Raw genomic sequence first — 22,555 nt, forward strand, 5'->3', positions numbered from 1 at the left:
GCCCTGCCGGCCCTACTGCGTCCGCGCCACGCCTTCGCGGCGGCTGTCGGCGGCCCCGTCCCAGCGTCCGTTGCGCCACAGGCCGCCGTGCAGGCCCGAAGTCTCGGTGGTGTTGGGGCGCAGTTCGACGCCGCGCGCCGCCATGCCTGCGCGCACATCCGCCGGGAAGCCCTCGGTGTCGGCGCCGAAGCCGTCGCCCTTGGCCACCAGGTTGGGCAGATCGAAGGCCTGCTGCAGCGGCAGGCCCCAGGCCAGGGCGCCGATCAGGGCCTTGGCGTTGTAGGCCAGGATGGAAGAGCCGCCGGGCGAGCCCAGGGCGCCGACCAGCCGCCCCTCGCGGTCCAGGATCAGGGCCGGAGACATGGACGAGCGCGGCCGCTTGCCTGCCGCCACGGCGTTGGCCGCGGGCGTGCCGTCGGCCGCCGCCGGGACCAGGGAGAAGTCGGTCAGCTGGTTGTTCAGGAAGAAGCCGCCCGCCATCCGGCCCGAGCCGAACAGGCTCTCGACCGTGGTGGTCATGCTGACCGCGTTCCCCTGGGCGTCGACCACGACCAGGTGCGAGGTGCCCGCCGGTTCCTGGGTCGCGTCGGCGCCGACCTTGGGCGCACCCGCCGGCACGCCATAGGGCGCCGCGCCGCGCAACGACGGCGCCAGGGCCGCCCGCTCAGCGACGTAGGCCGGGTCCAGCAGCCCCGCCACCGGCACGCTGACAAAGGCCGGATCGCCGAAATAACGATCGCGGTCGGCGTACATCAGCCGCTGAAGTTGGCCGAAGGCGGCCCAGGCCTCGGGGCTGTTCGGCCCCTTGTCGATGGCCGGCGTCCGCTCGGCCATGGCCAGCAACTCCAGGATCGAAGCCCCGCTGGACGGCGGCGGCGGCACGCAGATGGTGTAGATCTTGTAGGGGCCGCAGACGGCCTCGCGCACCACGGGGCGATAGCCGGCGATGTCGGCGGTCGTCAGGGCGCCGGGGCGCGGCCCTTCCGACACGGCGGCGGCGATGGCCTCGGCCAGCGGGCCTTGCTGAAGGGCGGCCGCGCCTTCGCGCGCGATGCGCCGCACGGTCTCGGCGTAGGCTGGATTCCGCAACGTCTCGCCCGCCCGATAGCGCGTGCCGTCCGCCTTGGTGAAATATTCGGTCGCCCAGCGGGTCTTCGACTGGGGCGCGTCGCCGTTGATCATGCCCGCCAGGCGCGGACTGACCACGAAGCCGTCGGCCGCCAGACGCTCGGCGTCGCCGAACAGCTCGGACCAGGCCAACGCGCCGTGCTGCTTCTGGGCCAGGGCCAGCATGGGCACCACGCCCGGCGCCCCGGTCGAGCGTCCGCTCAGCACCGAGTCCCCAAACGCCAGCGGCTTGCCGTTCTCATAGAAGAGCTCGGGCGTGGCGGCGGCGGGCGCCGTCTCGCGTCCGTCATAGACGGTGATCGCCCCGCTCTCGGCGTCGTAGAACATCATGAAGGCGCCGCCGCCCAGGCCCGAGGACTGCGGCTCGACCAGGCCCAGCACCGCCTGGATCGCCACGGCCGCGTCCACGGCCGAGCCGCCGCGCGCCAGCACCTTCATCCCCGCCTCGACCGCCAGGGGGTTGGCCGCGGAGACGAAGGGCCCCTTGGCGACGGAGGCCTGGACCGCCACTGCCTCGACCGGAACCGCCGCCTCCGCCTGGACGCTCGCCGTCGTCGCAGCGCAGCCGGTCAGCAGCAGGGCCGCGACGGCCGTCCCGGCCGCTAGAGACGAAATCCTGCGCGCAGGACGAGAATGGAGAAAGGAAAAGGCGCGCACGCAAGCACTCCGGGACGTTGCAGAGAGGCTTTATGCCTAGGCCCGCAGGTCCCGGAGGCCAACCCCGCATTTTCTCACGATTTTCCGAGAAAACCTGTTGCCTCCCCGAAAGCGACCCGCTAGATACCCGGCCCTGCCCGCAAGGCAGTGCGCACCCGTAGCTCAGCTGGATAGAGCACCAGACTACGAATCTGGGGGTCAGGAGTTCGAATCTCTTCGGGTGCGCCACTTTCCTTTCAAGGACTTAGGTCTTGGGGAAGACGAGCCGCGAGGCTTTCCATATTCCGATGACACACGGCTTTACAGCGCCGCTTGAACTGGAGCCGCAACCGTGTCCGAGCGCGGCCTGACCGCTCCTTGTCGCGCGCGAAACGCCATGACGCCCAGGCCGCCGAGCGTGAACAGCGCCGTCCAGGGCAGCCAGTCGCCGAACCGCGCATAGAGCGTGCGCGTCCCGCGCGTCGGCGCCTCGACGACCATGACGCTGACAGGGGCGCTGGACCGGAAGTCGTCCATGGCGGCCAGAACCCGTCCCTGATGATCGACGGCCAGGCTGCGGCCGTCGTTGACCATCCGCACCAGGGCCGCCCCGTTCTCGATCGCCCGCATCGCCGCCATGTTCGAGTGCATCGGCGCCATGCCGCGGCTGTCCCACGACGGATCCAGCAGGATGTCGGCCCCCGCACGCCCCGCCTGGCGGATCAGGTCGTGGTAGTCGAAGTCATAGCAGATGGCCCAGGCGATGCGGCCGTAGGGCGTATCCATCACCGGCATCCGGCCGTCGCCCCGGACGGAGCGCTCGACGGGAGTCGGCCGGCTCTTGAGGTAGGTCGAGCGCACGGCGCCGGTCGGATCGATGGCGACCATCTTGTTCTCCGCCAGCGGCCGGCCCGGCGTGATCGTCGCCATGGCCATGAACAGATAGATGCGCTCCGCCGCCGCCAGCCTGCCCGCCTCGGCGATGAAGCGCGCCTCGTCGTCCTTGAGCACCAGGGCGTTGGCCTCGCTCCACAGCACCAGCTTGGCGCCCGCGCGCGCCTCCTGCCGGCTGCGCTCGAGCAAGGTGCGCTGAAGAGCCTGCGTCAACGGGCGCGCCCGCTCCGCGCCCGCCGGGCTCAAACCGCCGGCCGCGTTGACCGGGGCCCAGGCCGCCTTGAACACGTCCAGATTCTCGGCGCTGATCCCGGCGATCCTGACCGTGGGCGCGGACGGCGCGTCCAAGGCCAGCCGCAGAGCGCCCAGGGCGATGATCGTCCCCGCTGCGCCGGCGAGAAGCAGGACCGCGCGGCGGGCCGTCAGGCCCTGGCCGCCCGCCTCCCAGATCAGGTTCACGACCGCGGCGACCCAGCCGATCAGGAAGGCGACGCCCCACAGCCCCGTCACCGACAGCATCTGGAGAAGCTGCAGGTCGGTCTGCGCATAGGCCGCCACGCCCCAGCTGCCGAGGCCGACGTTCGACCAGGCGAACTCCGTGAGCGCCAGGGCCGAGGGGAAGACCAGGGTCGCGGCGAACCCCTTGAGGCGCGGGGCCAGCAGGCGGTCGACGATGTAGGGCAGGAAGAAGACCGCCGCCACGCCCGCCACCACGGCGTGATAGGTCACGCCCTGGAAGATGATGGCGCCGCGCCAGGCGATGTCCTGGGCCACGACGAAGGCCGCCAGGCCCGCCGCCGCGCCCTGCCAGGACGACGACTGGCGCAGGAAGCGCAGCATGAAGATCGGGCCGAGCCACGCGAGCACCGGCGCCGTGAAGTTGCCGACCGAGAAGGCGGCGCACCCCGCCGCGATCGCCAGCCAAACGAATCTGGACATGAGAGAAGACCTGGCCTGTATTTGAAGTCACGAAAGAGGCGGGCAACAAACCCGGCGGCGAGGGGCGCCGCCATCGAGGTTTCGCCGTCGGGCCGAGACATTCGCAGGGGGGATTCATGGCGGCGATTGAGCCCGCTCGCGAAGCGTCAACGGGACTGAGGGCGGCGCTGCGCGCGCGCATGATCGTGCTGGAGCTGGCCCTGATGCTGGCGCTGGCGGTCGTGCTGTCGATGCTCGGCCCGTTCGGAACCTATCTGCTCGGCCCCTGGCCCCACCGCCTGGTCTATTGGATCCGCAGCGTCCTGGTCGGCTATCTGATCTACCGCCCCCTCATCCTGCTGGGCGCCCGGCAGGCTATTCAACTGGCCCTGCCGGAGTGGGCGGGATGGGCCGCCGGAGTGCTGGCGGGGGCCGCGCCGATGAGCCTCTGGCTCTGGTGGCTCGGCCCGGACGTCGACCTGGCGCGCCCCTGGCCCAGCGGCGCCGAGTTCGTCGCCACCTACGCGCAGACCGCACTGATCGCCGCCCTGGGGCTGGGCGCGCTCTGGCACATCGCCGGTCAGGCGTGGCCCCCCGCTCCCGAACGCACCGCCGCGCCCGTCGCGCCGCTGTCGGCTCACGAAGGGGCCGCGCCCCTTCCAGCCGGAGAGCCCGCGGCCGGCCAACGCCTGCTGGAGCGCCTACCCCCGCGATTGGGGCGCGAGATCATCGCCCTGGGCATGGAGGACCACTACGTCCGCGTCTTCACGCGACGCGGCGACACCCTGATCCTGATGCGCATGGCCGACGCCATCCATGAACTCGGCGCGCTCGAGGGCGCCCAGGTTCATCGGTCCTGGTGGGTGTGCAAGGCGGCGGTCGCCGGGGTCGAGCGACGCGGGCGCGGCGGATGGATTCGCCTCGACACCGGCCTCGAAGTCCCCGTGGCCCGGCGACGTCTGGCCGAGCTCGCCCGTCGGGGCTGGCCGATCGGCGGGGCGCGCTAGCCGGTGAATTCAGGCGGCGCAGGCGGCCAGGAATTTTTCGGCCAGCCCCTGGGGCGCCGTGATGGGGCCGGCGTTCTGATAGCCGTAGTTGACGTGAAGCGGCCGCCCCGAGGCCAGGATGCGCGCCGGATCGCCGGCCAGCGGGGCGACGCCGACGACCCGACTGGGCGCCGGCGAGCCCGTCACCCCGACCACCAGGACGGTCACGTCCTCGCCCGCGCCCAGGGACATGCGTTCTTCGCTGGACACGACATGGAAGGCCCCGACCGCCAGGGACAGGCGCCCGTCGCGGCACGACAGATCGACCCCCTCGGCCTCATGCTGAAGCATAGGCCGTCCATCTTCGGTCGTCGTCAGCCGCCAGGAGGCGGGCGGCGACGGCGGCGCCTCGACCGCGGGGACGGCGGCGCGCCGTTCGCTCGGCTGGCCGCACCCCGCCCCGAGGCCCAATAGCGCCGCCATCGCCAACGGCTTGATCGTGCGCATCCTCTCTCCTCCATCCCGTCGCCCGACGAGGGCCCGTCGAAGCATTTAACCTAAAATCAACGTTTCTGCGCCTTGGCAGGAACGTCCGCCGCGCCGTCGCCGTTTCCCGTCGTGGAGGAGCGCCTGAGATGGTGTGGGAGAGGGACGGAAACCGGAACGCCGGAGGGGGCTTGCTGCGCCTGCCCGACGGGGAATGGTGACGCGCGCGGTCAGTGTGCGCCGCTCGACGTCCGCGTCGGGGGAACTGGCCGCGCTGCGCAATCTGACGGCCATGACCCGCCTGAGCGAAGAAGAACGCGCCCTGGTGCGGCGGCTGTGCGTCTTCCAGGAAGTCGTTCCGGCGGGCCAGCCCTTCGACCCGGACGGCCGGGCGGCCTCGCCGCGCCTGATCCTGAGCGGCTGGGCCTGCCGCCAGCGCATCCTGGCGGACGGGCAGCGTCAGATCTTCGGCTTCCTGCTGCCGGGCGACTCCGTCGGCCTGAGCCTGGAGCCCCGCCCGCTGGACGAAACCTCGACCGTCGCCCTGACGCGGGTCGAATATGTCGACGCCCTGATGCTGAGGGAAATCCTGGCGCTCCAGGATCCTCGCCACGAACGCCTGCGCCGCGCCCTGGCGACGTCCCGTCGCTATGAAGAGGCCTGCCTGCTGAACCACGTGGTCCGGCTTGGGCGGCATTCGGCCCAGGCGCGCCTGGGCCATCTGCTGCTGGAGTTGCGCGACCGCCTCCAGCGCGCCGGACTTTGCACCGGCGACCGCATGCACCTGCCCCTGACCCAGGAGACCCTGGCCGACGCCCTGGGCCTGAGCCTGGTGCACGTCAGCCGCACCCTAGGCCAGATGCGGCGAGGGCGGCTGATCGCCATGCAGAACGGGTGGGTGACCCTGCTCGACGAGGCCTATCTGCGCGCCGCCTGCGACTACGGCGCCGAGGCCCCCCTTCTTCACTGAACTGGAACAAGAGAAAGAGAAAGCGCGCCATGGGCCAGCACAAACTTCCGTCTCAGCGACGCCGTCCTCCCGCTTCGGCCAGACGCGGACCCGCGCTTCAACTGTTGCGCGCGTCCGTCGCGGCCGTCGCCCTGCTCGCGCCGAGCGCCGTCCTGGCCCAGGACGAGGATCTGGCCGCCCGGGTCGCGCGGCTGGAGGCGCTGATCCTCGAGCAACAACGGCGGATCGAGGCTCAGGAGGCGCTGCTGGCCGAGCGCGCCGCGACGGCTCCGCCCGAGGTCGATCCCCGCTGGCGCGTACAGGCCGACGGCTCGGGCCAAGGCGTCTTCGTCGACCGAACCCTGGACGAACTGCGCGCCGGGCGACAGGTCGCGAGCACTCTCACGCCCAACGGCCAATCCCAGCCGCCCCCCATGGTTGACGCGCAGGCCCCGCCTTCGCCCCAGGAGGTGACTCGCGAGCAGCTGGCCGCCATTCCCGAAGGCATCGCCGTGCTGAGCCAGCCCGGAAAGCTGACGGTGGACCTCTCGGCCGAATACACCCGCTCCAGCGCCAATCGCCTGGTGTTCCGGGGCATTGAGATCGTGCCGGGCGTGCAGATCGGGGTGATCGAGGCCAATGAGGCCGACCGCGACACGGGCGTGGTCACCCTGGCGGCGAAATACGGCATCGCCCCCGGGCTCGAAGGGGAGATCCGCGTGCCCTACGTGTGGCGCAACGACACCATCACCACCGTGCAGCAGCGCGACGAGGCAGTGACCCGCACCATCGACTTGAGCGGCGACGGCGTTGGCGACGTCGAGGCCGCCGTCCGCTACCAGATCAACGGCGGCGAACGCGGGCTCCCGATCTTCATCGCCGGCCTGAGGGTCAAGAGCGACACGGGCGAAGGCCCCTTCGACATCGACCGCGACGAGTTCGGCGTCGCCACTCGGCTGGCCACCGGATCGGGCTTCTGGGGCGTGGAGCCCAGCATCAGCTTCCTCTACCCCAGCGACCCGGCCGTCATCTTCGGCAGCCTGAGCTACTTCGCCCACCTGCCGCGCGACATCGACAAGACGGAAGGCGAGATCCGCATCGGCAAGGTCGATCCCGGCGACGCCATCGGCCTGTCGATCGGCTTCGGCTTCTCGCTGAACCCGCGCTTCTCCTTCTCGCTGGGCTACAAGCACAACTACATCCGGCCGACGTCGAGCCAGTTGAACGACATCACAGAAAAGTCGGACTCGCTGCAGGTCGGCGCCCTGCAGTTCGGCATGTCCTACCTGCTGAGCGATCGGTTCAGCCTCAACGGCAATTTCGAATTCGGGGTGACCGAGGACGCGCCGGACATGCGCTTCGTCCTGCGCGTGCCGATCGTCTTCTGAGCATGAAAAAGGGGCCGCCCGGCGGGCGGCCCTGAAATCCCTCCATCGAGACGCGGGCGCCCCGAACGTCAGAAGCCCGTCCCCCTGAGGCCCGCCCAGTCGATGTCGCGCAGAATCTGCGAGCCGTAGTTCTGCATCCGACTGTCTGCCTGGATCGCAGCCAGGTCGGGCAGGAACAGGTTCAGCTCCATCTCCTGGCGGATATTGCGGTTGTCGGCATTGTTGATGATCAGGTTCTGAAGCTGGCTGGTCGTGATGTTGTGCAGGATCGCCGTCGCGCCGTCGGAATCGATCACCGCCACGCCGCCGGCGTTCTGCAGCCCGCTGAGGTCGATGCCGCCGGCCGCCAGACCCTGCATGGCGCTGGCCAGATCCTGGACCCCGGGCACGCTGTGCTGGGTCTGCTGCGTCACGGGACCGGCTGGCGTCCAGGTCAACTGGGTCTTCAGCGCCAGCTGGCCGTTGACATAGGAGCGAACCACCGCCCCGAAGCCGAAGGTGAAGCCCCCGGCCGTCATGAAGCCGCCCCGCGCCTCGGCCAGGTCGTCGTCGGTCATGGCCTGGGGACCAGGGCCCGCCACGGCGGCGAAGACTTCCGGGGCGGGACGGTCCACGGGACGATCCAAGACAGGATCCAGGGCCGGATCGCCGCCGAGATCGGCGACAAAGCTGATCGCTTGAGCCGAGGCCGACGCCGGGACCAGGGCCGGCCCCAGGAAGATCATGGCGAGCAGCATACTTGAACGCGCGTTTCGCATGAGGGTCACCTCAGATAGGGATCGAGAGAGAAGCGAGTCGTCACCTGGTACAGGGGCGGCAACTCCCGCGTCAGTTCAGCCAGGGACAGGGGCTGGAGCGCCTGGCCCGGCCGCGACCGATTCCAGGGAAGCCATTCCTCGGCATCATTGAAGGTGTCCGCCGGCTGGCGGACCACGAAGGCGACCCCGTTCCACATTGCGGAGAACTGGTCGCGCGAATAGATCTTCAGGCCGAGGGCGGGATCGCCGATCAGCACGCGGCCCGCGTCATCGCCCTTGAAGACCACGAAATGCTTGTAGCCGGCCGTGTCGATCATGACGATGGCCGGAGCGTTCATCCCGATGAGGTCATCGAGGCTGAGCCGGAAGCCGTCGGCGGCGTAGCCGTGCCCATCGAGATACCGCTTCATGTCCAGAAGCGAGAAGCCGACCCTCTGGATCGTGGCCTGATCGCCGGCGGCGTACATGGCCCGGAACACCTGCTCCTCGCCTACGTCGCGTCCGTAGTGATGACGCAGCAGGGTGGCAAGGGCCGCCGACCCGCAGCTGAAATCGTATCGCTGGCGCACCACGGTGCGGAACGGCAGGTCGCGATAGCTGACCACCTTGACCCGTCCGGCCACGGGGCCGTTATGCAACAGGATCTCCGCCCGCGCCGAGGTCGAGGGCAAGGCCAGCAGCCCGGCCATCACGGCCAGAACCGCGCCGACCGAAGCCTTGCGGACGATCGGCCTCACGGGTTCGGGGCCGTCGTCACGATGTTGATCGTGATCGCGCCTTGCAGATTATTGTTGTTGCCGCTGTTCATCACGAAATTGCCGATGCCGTTGAACCCGGCGAAGGCGTTGGCGTCGATGCGCAGGGCGCCGGTGGTCACGGTGTTGGCGTTGACGCTGTTGCCGCTGTTGGTCGCCTGCAGCAGTTGGTCGCTGGCGACGATGACGACGGCTCCCTGGCGGCCGTGCAGGGCGTCGAGTTCATTCGTTTCCAGGGACTGCGGCCCGACGGGCGCATTCGACACGGTCGGCGCCTCGGGCGCGATGATGGGGGGCGGAGGGGGTGCGTCGGGCGCCGCGGCCGATTCCGGATCCGCCGCCCCCAGCAAGGCCAAGGCCGTCAAAATGCTGAACATGTTTCCCTCCCAGGAAGAAAATCGGCGGCCGGGAGAACCGGCCGCCGAGTACAGAGCGATTTACTGGCCGCCGTTGCCGAAAGTGACGTTGGCGTTGGCGCTGACCGCCGTCGCCGCTTGTCCGATCGAGGCCAGGCCCGAGTTGTTGCTCACGGTCTGAATGCCAGCGAAGCCCGCGAAGGCGCCGCCCCGTTGGGTGATGTCGCCGGAGCGCATGTCAGCGTCCTGCCGGCCATCATGGTCTTCACGCTGATCGAAGCCGACGTCGCTCACGTTGGCGGAGAGCTCCTGGTAGTTCAGCGAAACGCGAACGTTCCAGTCATGGGTCGAGTTGTCAGTGTTAAAGGAGTTATTCGTATTGTTCGAATGCTCCGTATTGAAAGAATGATCGACGTCGGTGTCGTTGTCGTAAGTGCGGTTATCGTTGAAAGAGTTGGTGTTGTCGGTGTCGTACTTGCGATTATTGCTGAACGAGCTGCCGAGATCGACATTCGTGTTATAGGTATCGTTGTACGAATCCGTGGTGTGCGAATGGTCGTTGAACGAGTCGTCAATGACCTTGTCGCCACCCTTGTCGTTCCTGTCGTGGCCACCGCCATAGGACTGAGCGTAGCCCGCGCTGGCGAAAGCCAGCACGCCTGCCAGCACCACCGCCGAACTCATCAGTTTGGTACGCATCTCTCTGCCTCCAATCTTATTGGGAACGGAGGCTCCTCCACCTCCGACTTCCGCAATCGCCAGAGCAACGCGGTCGTTCCTGGCAGTCGGGTCACGGAAATTTCTCGGAAATTCGTCGAGTTGGCCGCCTCATGCCGAGACTGGCGCTCAATTGGTGTGGACTCGCCAAGCGGCGGCGATGCAGACCTGCCTTTTGATCAAGAGGCCACCCGGAATAAAATCGGCGACAAGGTGACTTTTTCGAGCCTGGATCGAGTCCGCGTCGAATCGGTCCGAGATCGTCGCTCCCGTGGCGCAATCGCTCCGGCCGTGCTACGCGCGCCGGACCATGACGACGCCCCCTATCGAACGCATCCGCAACTTTTCGGTGGTCGCCCACATCGACCACGGCAAGTCGACCCTGTCCGACCGCCTGATCCAGTTCACGGGCGGCCTGACCGCGCGCGAAATGTCCGAGCAGGTTCTCGACAACATGGACATCGAGAAAGAGCGCGGCATCACCATCAAGGCGCAGACCGTGCGCCTGAACTACAAGGCCAAGGACGGGCTCGACTATGTCCTGAACCTGATGGACACGCCGGGGCACGTCGACTTCGCCTATGAGGTGTCGCGCTCGCTGGCGGCGTGCGAGGGCTCGATCCTGGTGGTGGACGCCTCGCAGGGCGTCGAGGCCCAGACCCTGGCCAACGTCTATCAGGCGATCGACAACAACCACGAGATCGTCCCGGTCCTGAACAAGATCGACCTGCCCGCCGCCGAGCCGGACCGGGTCAAGGCCCAGATCGAGGACGTCATCGGCCTGGACGCCTCGGACGCCGTCATGTGCTCGGCCAAGTCGGGCCTGGGCATCGAGGACGTGCTGGAGGCCATCGTCGCCCGCCTGCCCGCGCCCAAGGGGAACATCGACGCCCCGTTGAAGGCCATGCTGGTCGACGCCTGGTACGACCCCTACCTGGGCGTGGTGCTGCTGGTGCGCGTGTTCGACGGGGTGTTGAAGGCCGGGATGCGCGTGAAGATGATGCAGACCGGCTCGACCCACCTGGTCGATCGCGTCGGTGTCTTCCTGCCCAAGAACACCCCGGTCCAGCAGCTCGGCCCCGGCGAGGTCGGCTTCATCACCGCCCAGATCAAGGAAGTGGCCCACGCCGCCGTCGGCGACACCATCACCGACGAGAAGAAGCCCACGGCCGAACCGCTGAAGGGCTTCAAGGAAGTCCAGTCGGTGGTCTTCTGCGGCCTGTTCCCGGTCGACGCCGCCGATTTCGAGGACCTGCGCGCCGCCATCGGCAAGCTGCGCCTGAACGACGCCAGCTTCACCTTCGAGATGGAAAGCTCGGCCGCCCTGGGCTTCGGCTTCCGCTGCGGCTTCCTGGGCCTGCTGCACCTGGAGATCATCCAGGAGCGCCTGAGCCGCGAGTTCAACCTGGACCTGATCGCGACGGCCCCCTCGGTCGTCTACAAGATCCAGCAGCGCGACGGGACCGAGATCGACCTGCACAACCCGGCCGACCTGCCGGACGTGATGCAGATCGAGACCATCAGCGAGCCGTGGATCAAGGCCACCATCCTGACGCCCGACGAATACTTGGGCGGGGTGATCAAGCTGTGTCAGGACCGTCGCGGCAACCAGATCGAACTGTCCTACGTCGGCGCCCGCGCTCTGGTGGTCTATGAGCTGCCGCTGAACGAGGTGGTGTTCGACTTCTACGACCGGCTGAAGTCCATCTCGAAGGGCTACGCCTCGTTCGACTATGAGATCACCGACTACAAGGTCGGCGACCTGGTGAAGATGTCGATCCTGGTCAACGCCGAGCCGGTGGACGCCCTGTCGATGCTGGTCCACCGCGCCCGCGCCGAGACGCGCGGCCGGGGCATGGTCGAGAAGATGAAGGAGCTGATCCCGCCGCACATGTTCACCATCCCGATCCAGGCGGCCATCGGCGGCAAGATCATCGCCCGTGAGACGGTGCGCGCCCTGCGCAAGGACGTGACGTCCAAGTGCTACGGCGGCGACGCCACCCGCAAGAAGAAGCTGCTGGAGAAGCAGAAGGCCGGCAAGAAGCGCATGCGCCAGTTCGGCAAGGTGGAGATCCCGCAGGAGGCGTTTATCGCGGCCCTGAAGATGGACGAGGATTGAGGGGCGGACGACCGCTTCTGGCTGGGAGCGGTTCTGAATGTCTGCTTCTAGGCGGAACGAGGGGGCGTGCGAAGGTGACGTTCCCCACAGCCGCGAGAGCACTGTGTGGCCTGACTGCGCGAGGGGAGGAATAGATTTGGCCCGCCATCCGCTACCGGCGCTGGTTGGCCCCTTCGGCGGCTTATCTCGTGATAGGGTGATCCACGATAAACCGCGCTCTGTTCAGTAACTCGTCAAACGTTATAATTTCAGGTGACCGCATCTCACGCCGGAACATCTCGAACGACCGGAACTTTGGCTGGTTGATTCCCCTGTCCGACTGGAACTCACTTAGTTGACCGATCACCAAAAATGACTTTGGTTGAACGTTAAACAGAAGCTCGCCAGTCGGATCTCCGTCCGCATCGCTGACCGTGATTGCTCTTGACAGGCGATCTAAGGTGTCGGCTACCGTAGTCTGGACCTGAGCGACACCGCCGCTCAATTCCTTGGAGACGGCCCAAGCGCCTGAACGATAGGGCTTACTGCAATCCAGTAAATCAGTGTCGTGTCGTTTTACTTCTACAAAGCATAATGAACTGATGATCCCACGCGTTTTCATAAGCGCATCTATCCGCTTTCCTGGGCCGGAAATATCGGCACCGCGAACGGTTTGCTCAAGCCGCTTCTCGTCGAGACCGGACAAGAACTGGTAGGTCAAGCCGTACCCAAATATCCAAGTGTTCTCTTCAAAAAACGCCTGCCAAGTGGCTTCCGGCGTCTTGTCGTAGCGGGCTTGTTCGGCAGCGAACGCGGTGCGGTCTGCCAGCATCTTTTCGAACCGATCGAGCTGACCGCGTCGATATCCTACGGCGATGAGGTCACGCTGGAGGTCCTCGCGCTCTGCTAGCTCGATGAAGAGATCTTGGTTTGTGCTAAAAATCTGATGGGCTTGGGCTGCGGTGAGTACGACGGTCCGCACCGCCTCACGGGACAGCTTGCCTTTGCCGTCTCCGCCGAAATCGATGGTCTTCACGCCTGCCATAAATTCTAGCAGGGCGTCGATCTCACGACCCAGAAAAGTGAAATGCACCTTGTCACTGGGGCCAGAAGCAGGGGTGAACTTCTGGATGGTGAGCGTCTCGATGCTCCGATCATCCTCAAGGACTGCTGCCTTGATCTCCACACGTCCCCCGGGAGTGGCGCGGAGTAGGATTTCATCCTTTACTTTGGCAAAGCGCAATGCACCAGCCGTTTCAACCACGCTTGAGAGTATGCGCACGGGCTCACGAAACGGCGACACGATACGCTTGGAAAAATAGGTCGTGTTTGGCTGCTTATTGAAATGGAAATCGCGTTCGCTGTCGTCCATCACGCTCCCCGTCGTTACAACATCAAGCTAGACGATTGACGACAGCAATAAAAGCTACAGTAGAGACTGCTTCTGGGCGTTCGGTCCTAGGCGTCCGGGCGAGAGAATCGCCAAGCTAGACAGAGATCGGCGGCTTGGGCTGTTGGCGAACTGGGCCGGCACTTCTATGTCCACTCCGCGGCGAACATCCAATGTTAGCACTTGGTGCACCCGCCCTCAAAACCCCGCCCGCCACGTCTCCGCCGTCAGCGTCACCGCCGCCTCGAGTGGGGCCTTGAGCTGGAACAGTCCTGGCGCGGCGGCGAGGTCGTGGAGGCGGTAGAGGCGCCAGGCGTCGGGGCGTTCGGTCGCGACCTCGCGCTCGGTGCGGGTCAGGAAGAAGTCGGTGGCGGGGCCGCCGCGCGTGGCCTTGACCTCGATCAGGCGCTCGCGGCCCGCCGGGTCGAAGCTGCGGATGTCGTAGCCGGCGCCGTCGCCGCGCTCCTGGGACGTCCATTCGATCTTGCGCGCTAGGTCGGGGCGGTCGTGGGCGATCAAATAGGCGCGTTCATGGTGGAAGACGTGGTGCTCGCCCCACTGGCCGAGCGCGCGGTTGCGGTGGTCGCGGGCGGCGGGGTCGTATTTGCGGACGATGCGGGCGAGGCCGTCGGGCCGGGGCTTGCGCGCCGGGCCGAGCGGCGGCGGGGCGGAGATGGGGAGGATGGCGGGCGGCGGCGCGTCCGGCTGGCTCCATGGCGAGGCGAAGGGCCGGGCCGGTTCGTGAACTGAAGGCCCGCGTGGCGTCGGCCCCTCCACCGTTTCACGGTCCCCCTCCCCATTCCATGGGGAGGAAAGGGAAAGGCCGAGGCTCCAAGTCTCGGGGTGGGCGTCGAGGTAGCGTTCGACGGCGGAGAAGATCGCGCCCTGGATGTTGTCCTTGCGCTTGTAGCCGCGGATCGTCGGCAGGCCGAGGTCGGCCAGCACCGAGGACAGGTTCATGTGCTTGAACTCGACCGAGCGGTGCGACCGGCCCGTGCGCGCCATCAGGTCGCGCGTGTGATGCGCCTTGACGTAGGGACGGCCCGACAGTTCGGCGGCCAGCATAGCGAAATAGGTCGCGACGATCGCGTCGAGTTCGTCGGCCTGCCAGTCGGTTCCTACCTTAGATGGGTCGATCATGGCCCCTCCGCCTATCGGAGGTTAGCTTTGCCGTGGGAGCTTGGCCAGGCGGGGAGCGGGTGGAGCACCGGGCCCGGCCCGCCCCGCCCGGTCTCCGCTTCGCGTCGACCACCCTCCCCATGAAGGGGAGGGAGAAGACGTTGAGCCTCGCATTGCGGGTTGGGGCCGGATCGGGGGGATCGGCGCGCCCTACCTTCCGGCGGCGCCATGCTGGGCGGATGAGCGGGAAGCTGAAGGGCGGGCCGGCCCATTACCGGCTGTCGCGGGCGACGTGGGAGATCATCCTCGACGAATATCGCAACGGGGCGACCGTGCCGGAGTTGAGCGAGCGGTGGCGGGTGTCGGGCCATGCCTTGCGCAAGCGGATCACGGTGCATGGCGCGACCAAGCGCGACTGGGGCGACCAGATCGCCATCGAGACGGCCAAGGCGCGCGCGGCGGCGCAGGAGGCGGCCGAAACGGCGAAGGCGGCGGCGGATGCGGCGGCCGAGGCGGCGCTGGTCCAGGCCCTGTTCGCGCCGCTGACGGCCGAGGGCGCGCACGAGGGCAAGGCGGTGGCGCTGGCCTCGACGGCGATGATCGCCTCGGGTCGGGCCATGCTGATGCGGCGGCTGCCGGAGGCGCAGGGCCTGGCGCGGCTGGCCGAGGTCTATCTGCGGCTGATGGACCGGCAGGAGAAGGCGAACACCCTCGAGAACACGCCGCTGGAGGTGCTGCTGGCGGCGCGGTTCAACGGCGAGATGATGAGCGCGCGCTTCGCCATGACGCCGGAGTCGAAATACGACGACCCCGAGTATGAGCTGAAATCCCTCTACTGGAGTCAGTTGGCGACGGAGAAGAACTTCCACCTGGACGAACTGATGGCCGCCCGGCGCGAGGCTGACCAGGCCGGGCGGGAGTTGCGGGAGGCGAAGGCGGCGCTGGAGGCGCTGAAGGCGGCGGCCGCCCGATCATGAACAATCTGTCATATAACGATGTGTCGCGTTGCCGGGAGCGCTCGCGCGGCTAAGGTTCGGCCCAGCATCATCCGTTGGGGACTGAAAACCATGCGCCTTGCCGCCTCTTCCGTTGCGCTCGCCGCCCTGCTGGCCGTCAGCACGCCCGTCCTGGCCGCGCCCGCGGCGACCGCCTTCGTCGCGCCAACGACCCAGGCCGCGCCCCAGGCCGAGCCCCTGCGCGGGGCGCCGGTCTCGGAGCTGATCGCCCGCGTCGACATTCCGTGGAAGCGCTTTCAGCTGGACAACGGCCTGACCGTCCTGGTCCACGAGGACCGCAAGGCGCCGGTGGTGGCGGTGTCGGTCTGGTACAATGTCGGCTCCAAGGACGAGCCCAAGGGCTCGACCGGCTTCGCCCACCTGTTCGAGCACCTGATGTTCGGCGGCTCCGAGAACTCGCCGTCCAGCCACATCCAGACCATGAACGCGGCGGGCGCCACGGGCCTGAACGGCACGACCTGGTTCGACCGCACCAACTATTTCCAGACGGTGCCGACCCCGGCGCTGGAGTACACCCTCTATCTGGAATCCGACCGCATGGGCTATCTGCTGGGCCAGGTCAGCCAGGAGGTGCTGGATCTGCAGCGCGGCGTCGTCCAGAACGAGAAGCGCCAGGGCGACAACCAGCCCTACGGCCTGACCTACTACGCCACCCTGGAAGCCCTGTTCCCCGAGGGCCACCCCTATCGCCACTCGACCATCGGCTCGATGGCCGACCTGGACGCGGCCAGCATGGAGACGGTGCGCGACTGGTTCCGCCAGAACTACGGCCCCAACAACGCCGTCCTGGTGCTGTCGGGCGACATCGACGAGGCCAAGGCCCGCGAACTGACCCAGAAATACTTCGGCGCCATCGCGCGCGGCCCGGTCAACACCCCGGCGGCGGCGTCCGTGCCGACCCTGGCGGCGCCGATCGAACAGGTGCTGCACGACCGCGTGGCCCAGACCCGCATCAGCCGCACCTGGGCCGTGCCCGGCCTGGGCGATCCGGACTCGGTGCCGCTGAGCGTCGGCGCCGCGGTGCTGGGCGGGCTGGCCAGCTCGCGCCTGGACAACGTCCTAGTGCGCGACGAGCAGATCGCCTCCGGCGTCTCGGCCAACAATCAGGTGTTCCAGCGCCTCGGCATGTTCAGCTATCTGGCCGTGGTCAAGCCGGGCGCCGACGCCGACGCCGTGGCCCAGCGGATGGACGCCGTCCTGGCCGACCTGATCGCCAACGGCCCGACCCAGGACGAGATCGACCGCGTGGTGACGCGCTACGCCTCGCAGCGCATCCAGGGCCTGGAGATGGCCAACGGCAAGGCCTCGGTCCTGGCCGAGGGTCAGCTGTATGCGGGCGATCCCGACTTCTACAAGAAGGAGCTAGCGGCCTACGCCGCCGTGACCCCGGCCCAGGTCCAGGCCGCGATGAGGAAGTGGCTGAGCCGCCCCGTCTACAGCCAGATCGTCATGCCGGGCGAGCGCGAGGCCTATGTCGAGGCCGCCGCCGCCCCGTCGGGCGCGACCCCGACGCCCGCCGCGCCGATCCAGCGCGTCGCCCGCGATCCCGCCCCGGCCATCGGCCAGGTCTCCAACGTCGACTTCCCGGCGGTGGAGCGCGCCGCCCTGTCAAACGGCATCGAGATCGTTTACGCCCGCTCGACCACCGTGCCGGTGACGCGCGTGGCGCTGGAGTTCGACGCCGGCGTGGCCGCCGACCGCGCCGACCGCCTGGGCGCCCACACCCTGATGCTGAACGTCATGCAGGAAGGGACGACGACGCGCGATTCCAAGGCCCTGGCCGAGGCGCAGGAGCGTCTGGGCGCCAGCGTCTCCGTCGGCTCCTCGATGGACCGCACCGTGGCCAATCTGTCGGCGGTGACCACCAACCTTCAGCCCTCGCTGGCCCTGCTGTCGGACGTGGTGCGCAACCCCGCCTTCGCCCCGGCCGAGATCGAGCGCCTGCGCGCCACCCGCCTGGCGGGCCTGGCCAATGAGAAGACGCAACCCGCCGCCCTCGCCGGCCGCGCCCTGCCGCCGCTGATCTATGGCGAAACCCACCCCTATGGCCGTTCGTTCAGCGGCACGGGCGACGAGGCGGTGATCCGCAGCCTGTCGCGCGACGACCTGATAGCCGAACACGCCCGCTGGATCCGCCCGGACAACGCCAGGCTGTTCGTGGTGTCCGACCTGCCGCTGGCCGAGCTGAAGCCGCAGCTGGAGGCCGCTTTCGGCAACTGGCGCGCCCCAGCGACGGCCAAGGGGACCAAGGCGTTCGACGCCGCCCTGCCCCAGACCGCGGCCCGCATCGTCCTGATCGACCGTCCGCAGTCGCCGCAGTCGCTGATCTATGGCGGTCAGGTGCTGCCGGTGTCGGGCACCGACGACAACCTGACCCTGACCACGGCCAACACCGTGCTGGGGACGGACTTCCTATCGCGGATCAACGCCGACCTGCGCGAGACCAAGGGCTGGTCCTACGGCGTGCGCGGCACGATCAACCAGCTGCAGAACCGCGCGCCCTACATCGTCAACGCCCCGGTCCAGGCCAACCGCACGGGCGAGTCCATCGCCGCCCTGATCGGCCAGTACGAGCGCTTCCTGGGCGCCGACGGCGTGACGGCGGCCGAGCGCGAGCGCACCGTCCTGGGCGACACACGCGCCCTGTCGGGCAGCTATGAGACCTCGTTCCAGGTCCTGAACGCCCTGCGCTCCAACGCCCTGTACGGCCGCCCGGACGACTATCAGGAGACGCTGGCGGGCCGCATCAACGCCCTGACGGCGGAACAGATGGACGCCGCCGCCCGCGCCGCCATCGACCCCGCCCGCTTCGTCTGGGTGGTGGTCGGCGACGCCTCCGTGGTCAAGCCGCAGCTGGACGCCCTGGGCCTGCCGGTCGAGGTGCGTTCGGCCGAGGCGCCGACGACGGCCCAGTAGGCGCAGTCGAGCCGACATGAGGAAGAGACGGCCGGCGGGACGACCCGCCGGCCGTTTCCGTTTGGCCCAAGCTGAGCCTTTCAGGTAACGGTGTTGTCAAATTGCGCGCAACAGTGCATCGTGGATGATCACGCTGGAAGGAAGCCACCGATGTTCACGATCGCCGCCGCCGTCCTTGCCTTGCTGGCCTCGTCGGCCGTTCAGAATGAAGAAGAGGCCCGCCCGCGCGTGGTCTCCAGCACCCCGTCGCGCGCCATCACGGCCCGCGCCCCGTCCCTGCCGGACGGCCCCACTCGAAGGGTGTGCGGCTACGAACGCGCAATGGACAGCAACATCCAGCGCCGCGTCTGCCGCCAGGTGCCCATCAACAACTCGGGCCGCGAACGCATGGCGGGCGACTACCTGCAGCAATTGCAGAGCATTGGTCTGAACGCAGAAAATGGGCCCAATCAACGCCAACCCGGCGGCCGGTCGGTGAACTGAAGCCATGCTGATCTCCCTTCTCGCCGTCATCGCCCTGTCCCAGTCGCCCGAAGCGACGCCGGTCGCGCCGGTGCCTGTAACCGCGCCCCGCGCCCCCGTCCGCGTCATCGCGGCCCGCGCCCCGACCCTGCCGGACGGCCCGACGCGCGTAGTCTGCTCCCGCGAGCGGGCCATGGACACCAACATTTCGCGCCGCGTCTGCCGCGAGGTTCCGGTCAACAGCAGCGAACGCGAGCGCATGGCCAGCGACATGCTGAAGGACATGCAGCGCCTCGGTCGTCTCAACAGCGACTGATCCCGCCAACGGCGCCGAGCAAGCCTGATGATGCTGGCTCCGCTCCCCTGATCCCGGCCATCCGGCCGTCGCCCCAGGCGAGGCTGCCCGCGCGCTCCGCCATGGCGGCGCGCCGACCGCGCCCAATGTGAGCAGGACCTCCGCCGGCTGGTTCCGGTCGAGCGCGCGCCTCCGAGGCCCGGCGCTAGACCTCCTCGCGCGCGCGATTCCACGTCGGGGAGGCCGCGCCCCCTTTCCCCCGGCGCGGCATCGTCTATGTGTGGCCCATGGCCGCCGCAGAGACCCCCGTCGAGACCTTCAAGCGCGCCCTGGCGCACGCCGCGCGGGCCCTGGCCGAACAGGCCGAGCTGGAAGTGCATTTCGGCTCGGACGGGCCGAAGCTGTCCAAGGGCGTCCTGACCCTGCCGCATCCGCCGCGCGATCCGGCCGCGCCTGAAAGCGCCGCCCTACGCGGCCAGGCCGACCGGCTGGCCCTGCGCCTGGCCAATCACGACGACGCCCTGGACGCCCGCCTGCGCCCCGCCGATCCGGCGGCGGCCGAGGTGTTCGACGCGGTCGAACAGGCGCGGGTCGAAGCCGTCGGCGCGCGCGAGCTGAAGGGGGTGCGGCGCAACCTGGACGCCGCCCTGCTGACCCGGCTGGAGCGCAGCGGCGCCCTGCGCGCCGAGGCCGAGCGCGTGCCCCTGGCCGAAGCGGCGGCGCTGCTGCTGCGCGAGCGGCTGAGCGGCGAGCGGGCGCCCGACGGCGCCGGCGCCATGCTGGACAAGGTGCGCGCCGACCTCGAGACCAAGGCGGGTCGGCAGCTGGACGCCCTGGCCGCCGCCGGCGACGACCAGGCGGCCTTCGGCGCCCGATTGAAGGACCTGCTGCGCGCCCTGGACCTGGACGCCGGCGACGCCGAGACGCCCGACTCCAGCGAGGAAGAGGGCGAGGACGAGCCCGATCAGAACCAGCAGGACCAGGCCGACGAGGATGAGCAGGAGGAAGAGGACGGCGGCGAGGGCGGCGAGTCTCTGGAAGGAACCGCCGACGACCAGTCCGCCGAGGACGAGCGCCAGGCTCGCCCCGACGGCGCCCCGGCCGAGCCCGACGGCGAAGGGATGGAGGACGGCCCCGAACTGAGCGAGGGCGACCGTCCCAACCGCCAGCAGACGGCCGACGACGGCCGCGCCGTCGACGTCTATCGCGCCTTCACCACCGCCTTTGACGAGACCATCGACGCCGCCGACCTGTGCGATCCGATGGAGCTGGATCGGCTGCGCGCCCTGCTGGACGCCCAGCTGTCGACCCTGGGCAGCGTGGTCTCGCGCCTGGCCAACAAGCTGCAGCGGCGGCTGCTGGCCCAGCAGAACCGCAGCTGGATGTTCGACCTCGAGGAAGGGATGCTGGACACGGCGCGCCTGACCCGCGTCATCACCGATCCGACCAGCCCCCTGTCGTTCAAGATGGAGAGCGAGAGCCCCTTCCGCGACACGGTGGTGACCCTGCTGCTCGACAATTCGGGCTCGATGCGCGGGCGGCCGATCATGGTAGCCTCGGTCTGCGCCGACATCCTGGCGCGGACGCTGGAGCGGTGCGGGGTCAAGGTCGAGATCCTGGGCTTCACCACCCGCGCCTGGAAGGGCGGACAGAGCCGCGAGGCCTGGATCAGCGCCGGCAAGCCCGCCAATCCGGGCCGCCTGAACGACCTGCGCCACATCATCTACAAGGCCGCCGACGCCCCCTGGCGCCGGGCCAAGAAGAACCTCGGCCTGATGATGCGCGAGGGCCTGCTCAAGGAGAACATCGACGGCGAGGCGCTGACCTGGGCCCACGATCGCCTGCTGGCCCGGCCCGAGCAGCGCCGCATCCTGATGGTCATCTCGGACGGCAGCCCGGTGGACGATTCCACCCAGTCGGCCAACTCGGCCCTCTATCTGGACAAGCACCTGCGCCAGGTGATCGAGCGGATCGAGACCCAGAGCACGGTCGAGCTGATCGCCATCGGCATCGGCCACGACGTGACGCGCTGGTACCGCCGCGCCCTGACCATCGTCGACGTCGAACAACTGGCCGGGGCCATGACCGAAAAGCTGGCCGAACTGTTCGAGGCCGAGGCGAAGAGCGTCAGCAGCAAGGGCGGGCGCCGTCCGCACAAGCGCGCGGCGTGAACCGCCGCCTCTATGTCGCCGCCCTGATCTCCCTCGCCCTGGCCGCCTGCGCCGGGGCGGCCGTGTCGTCGCATCCGTGGACGCCCGAGGCCCAGGCCGAGGGCTGGGCGGCGGCGGGCGGCGCGACCCGCCAGGTCGGGCTGGGCTGGCCCGGCGGGGCCAGGCTGGCGAAGGGCGTGCGCTTCGCCGGAGGGGTGCAGTTGATCGCCGCCCCCGTCTCGGCCCTGCACGGCCTGTCGGACCTGACGCTGACCGGCGACGGCGGCTTCCTGGCCGTGTCGGACTCCGGCGCGCTGGTGCGCGGGCGGCTGGCCCTGGACGAGGCGGGGCGGCTGACCGGGCTGGACGACCTGCGGGTGCGTCGGCTGACCCTGGCCGACGGGACGCCCATCGCCGACAAGGCCGACGGCGACGCCGAGGGCCTGGCCCTGACCGAGGACGGCGAGGTGCTGGTCAGCTTCGAACGCGACCACCGCATCTGGAGCTACGGCCCGCTGGAGACGATGCGCGCCCGGCCCGAGGCCCGGCCGCATCCGGCGGCGGACTTCCCCCTGAACGCAGGCATGGAGGCCCTGGCCGCCGCGCCGGACGGCTGGCGCGTCGGCGGCGAGGACGGCGGTGTGTGGGACTGTTCGCTTGAGGGCTGCCGCGTCGTGGCCGCGCCGCCGGACGCGGCGCCCGGCGCGGGCGACTGGCGGCTGACCGGGCTGACCCGCGATCCCGGCGGCGACGGCTGGTTCGCGGTGCAGCGCGCGTGGCGGCCGCCGTTCGACCTGCGCGCCCGCGTGCGGCGCATGGCCCAGGACGGCGCCCTGGGTCCGGTGCTGGTCGAGCTGAAGCTGCCGGGCCTGGCCGATAATTTCGAGGGCGTCGCCGCCGAGGCTCAGGGTGAAGGCGTGCGCCTCTACCTCCTGTCCGACGACAACGCCAATCCGGCGCAGAAGACGCTGATGCTGGCGTTTGACGTGGCCTACTGAGTCCTTCTCCCCTTGTGGGAGAAGGTGGCCGAGCGCAGCGAGGTCGGATGAGGGGTTGCGCGCCATAACCCGCCTCTCACGATCCGCTGAGGAGAAACCCCTCATCCGTCAGGCTTCGCCTGCCACCTTCTCCCACAAGG

At 68.8% G+C, this 22,555-nt stretch carries 19 protein-coding genes and 1 tRNA gene; 11 read left to right on the plus strand and 9 right to left on the minus strand.

Annotated elements, in window-relative coordinates:
• Positions 1–12: 12 nt before the first annotated feature.
• Positions 13–1,785, minus strand: a complete 1,773-nt coding sequence (locus tag D8I30_RS03330) for a gamma-glutamyltransferase family protein (RefSeq protein WP_121481480.1) — start codon at positions 1,783–1,785, stop codon at positions 13–15.
• Positions 1,786–1,936: 151 nt separating this feature from the next.
• On the opposite strand from D8I30_RS03330, the gene D8I30_RS03335 reads away from it, so the two are divergent.
• Positions 1,937–2,013 (plus strand) — tRNA-Arg (locus D8I30_RS03335).
• Positions 2,014–2,085: 72 nt separating this feature from the next.
• Here D8I30_RS03335 and D8I30_RS03340 read toward each other — a convergent pair.
• Complete coding sequence (locus D8I30_RS03340) at positions 2,086–3,597, minus strand: nitrilase-related carbon-nitrogen hydrolase (RefSeq protein WP_121481481.1); 1,512 nt, start codon at positions 3,595–3,597, stop codon at positions 2,086–2,088.
• 116 nt (positions 3,598–3,713) lie between these two features.
• On the opposite strand from D8I30_RS03340, the gene D8I30_RS03345 reads away from it, so the two are divergent.
• Positions 3,714–4,583 (plus strand): LytTR family DNA-binding domain-containing protein, encoded by an 870-nt coding sequence (locus D8I30_RS03345; protein ID WP_162938796.1) that lies wholly within the window; start codon positions 3,714–3,716, stop codon positions 4,581–4,583.
• A gap of 9 nt (positions 4,584–4,592) precedes the next feature.
• Here D8I30_RS03345 and D8I30_RS03350 read toward each other — a convergent pair whose 3' ends face one another.
• The gene (locus D8I30_RS03350) at positions 4,593–5,069 is read right to left on the minus strand and encodes a hypothetical protein (protein ID WP_121481483.1); all 477 of its coding nucleotides are present in this window, start codon (positions 5,067–5,069) and stop codon (positions 4,593–4,595) included.
• A gap of 214 nt (positions 5,070–5,283) precedes the next feature.
• On the opposite strand from D8I30_RS03350, the gene D8I30_RS03355 reads away from it, so the two are divergent.
• Complete coding sequence (locus tag D8I30_RS03355) at positions 5,284–6,018, plus strand: Crp/Fnr family transcriptional regulator (protein ID WP_205570742.1); 735 nt, start codon at positions 5,284–5,286, stop codon at positions 6,016–6,018.
• Positions 6,019–6,122: 104 nt separating this feature from the next.
• Positions 6,123–7,385, plus strand: a complete 1,263-nt coding sequence (locus tag D8I30_RS03360) for a transporter (protein ID WP_240387309.1) — start codon at positions 6,123–6,125, stop codon at positions 7,383–7,385.
• 68 nt (positions 7,386–7,453) lie between these two features.
• Here D8I30_RS03360 and D8I30_RS03365 read toward each other — a convergent pair whose 3' ends face one another.
• The 4 genes from D8I30_RS03365 to D8I30_RS03380 are packed head-to-tail and all read right to left on the minus strand — an operon-like array spanning position 7,454 to position 9,953.
• Positions 7,454–8,122 (minus strand): hypothetical protein, encoded by a 669-nt coding sequence (locus tag D8I30_RS03365; protein WP_121481485.1) that lies wholly within the window; start codon positions 8,120–8,122, stop codon positions 7,454–7,456.
• Positions 8,123–8,148: 26 nt separating this feature from the next.
• Positions 8,149–8,880: a C39 family peptidase gene (locus D8I30_RS03370; protein WP_121481486.1), complete on the minus strand. Its 732-nt coding sequence runs from the start codon at positions 8,878–8,880 to the stop codon at positions 8,149–8,151.
• Positions 8,877–9,275, minus strand: coding sequence for a hypothetical protein (locus tag D8I30_RS03375; protein ID WP_121481487.1), 399 nt, complete (start codon positions 9,273–9,275; stop codon positions 8,877–8,879). Before D8I30_RS03375 ends, D8I30_RS03370 begins: the two co-directional genes overlap by 4 nt.
• Before the next feature lie 60 nt (positions 9,276–9,335).
• Entirely contained in the window at positions 9,336–9,953 is a 618-nt protein-coding gene (locus tag D8I30_RS03380) for a hypothetical protein (RefSeq protein ID WP_121481488.1), read from the minus strand.
• A gap of 328 nt (positions 9,954–10,281) precedes the next feature.
• On the opposite strand from D8I30_RS03380, the gene lepA reads away from it, so the two are divergent.
• A complete protein-coding gene (gene lepA, locus D8I30_RS03385; protein ID WP_121481489.1) occupies positions 10,282–12,090 on the plus strand; it encodes a translation elongation factor 4 in 1,809 nt (602 codons plus the stop codon).
• Between the two features lie 181 nt (positions 12,091–12,271).
• On the opposite strand, the gene D8I30_RS03390 is transcribed toward lepA, so the two are convergent.
• Positions 12,272–13,441 (minus strand): Shedu immune nuclease family protein, encoded by a 1,170-nt coding sequence (locus D8I30_RS03390; RefSeq protein ID WP_121481490.1) that lies wholly within the window; start codon positions 13,439–13,441, stop codon positions 12,272–12,274.
• A 216-nt stretch (positions 13,442–13,657) separates the two neighbouring features.
• Positions 13,658–14,599, minus strand: a complete 942-nt coding sequence (locus tag D8I30_RS03395) for a DUF3883 domain-containing protein (protein WP_121481491.1) — start codon at positions 14,597–14,599, stop codon at positions 13,658–13,660.
• A 218-nt stretch (positions 14,600–14,817) separates the two neighbouring features.
• Here D8I30_RS03395 and D8I30_RS14915 point away from each other — a divergent pair, with 218 nt between their 5' ends.
• The 6 genes from D8I30_RS14915 (at position 14,818) to D8I30_RS03425 (ending at position 22,415) form a co-directional block, all read left to right on the plus strand.
• Positions 14,818–15,555, plus strand: coding sequence for a hypothetical protein (locus tag D8I30_RS14915; RefSeq protein ID WP_162938797.1), 738 nt, complete (start codon positions 14,818–14,820; stop codon positions 15,553–15,555).
• 90 nt (positions 15,556–15,645) lie between these two features.
• Entirely contained in the window at positions 15,646–18,510 is a 2,865-nt protein-coding gene (locus D8I30_RS03405) for a M16 family metallopeptidase (RefSeq protein WP_121481493.1), read from the plus strand.
• Between the two features lie 150 nt (positions 18,511–18,660).
• Entirely contained in the window at positions 18,661–18,993 is a 333-nt protein-coding gene (locus tag D8I30_RS03410; RefSeq protein ID WP_121481494.1) for a hypothetical protein, read from the plus strand.
• Between the two features lie 4 nt (positions 18,994–18,997).
• The gene (locus D8I30_RS03415) at positions 18,998–19,288 is read left to right on the plus strand and encodes a hypothetical protein (protein ID WP_121481495.1); all 291 of its coding nucleotides are present in this window, start codon (positions 18,998–19,000) and stop codon (positions 19,286–19,288) included.
• 266 nt (positions 19,289–19,554) lie between these two features.
• Positions 19,555–21,438, plus strand: coding sequence for a cobaltochelatase subunit CobT (gene cobT / locus D8I30_RS03420; RefSeq protein ID WP_121483368.1), 1,884 nt, complete (start codon positions 19,555–19,557; stop codon positions 21,436–21,438).
• Positions 21,435–22,415, plus strand: coding sequence for an esterase-like activity of phytase family protein (locus tag D8I30_RS03425; protein ID WP_121481496.1), 981 nt, complete (start codon positions 21,435–21,437; stop codon positions 22,413–22,415). Before cobT ends, D8I30_RS03425 begins: the two co-directional genes overlap by 4 nt.
• Positions 22,416–22,555 lie beyond the last annotated feature (140 nt).

The sequence above is a fragment of the Brevundimonas naejangsanensis genome (assembly GCF_003627995.1).
Lineage (GTDB): Bacteria > Pseudomonadota > Alphaproteobacteria > Caulobacterales > Caulobacteraceae > Brevundimonas > Brevundimonas naejangsanensis_B.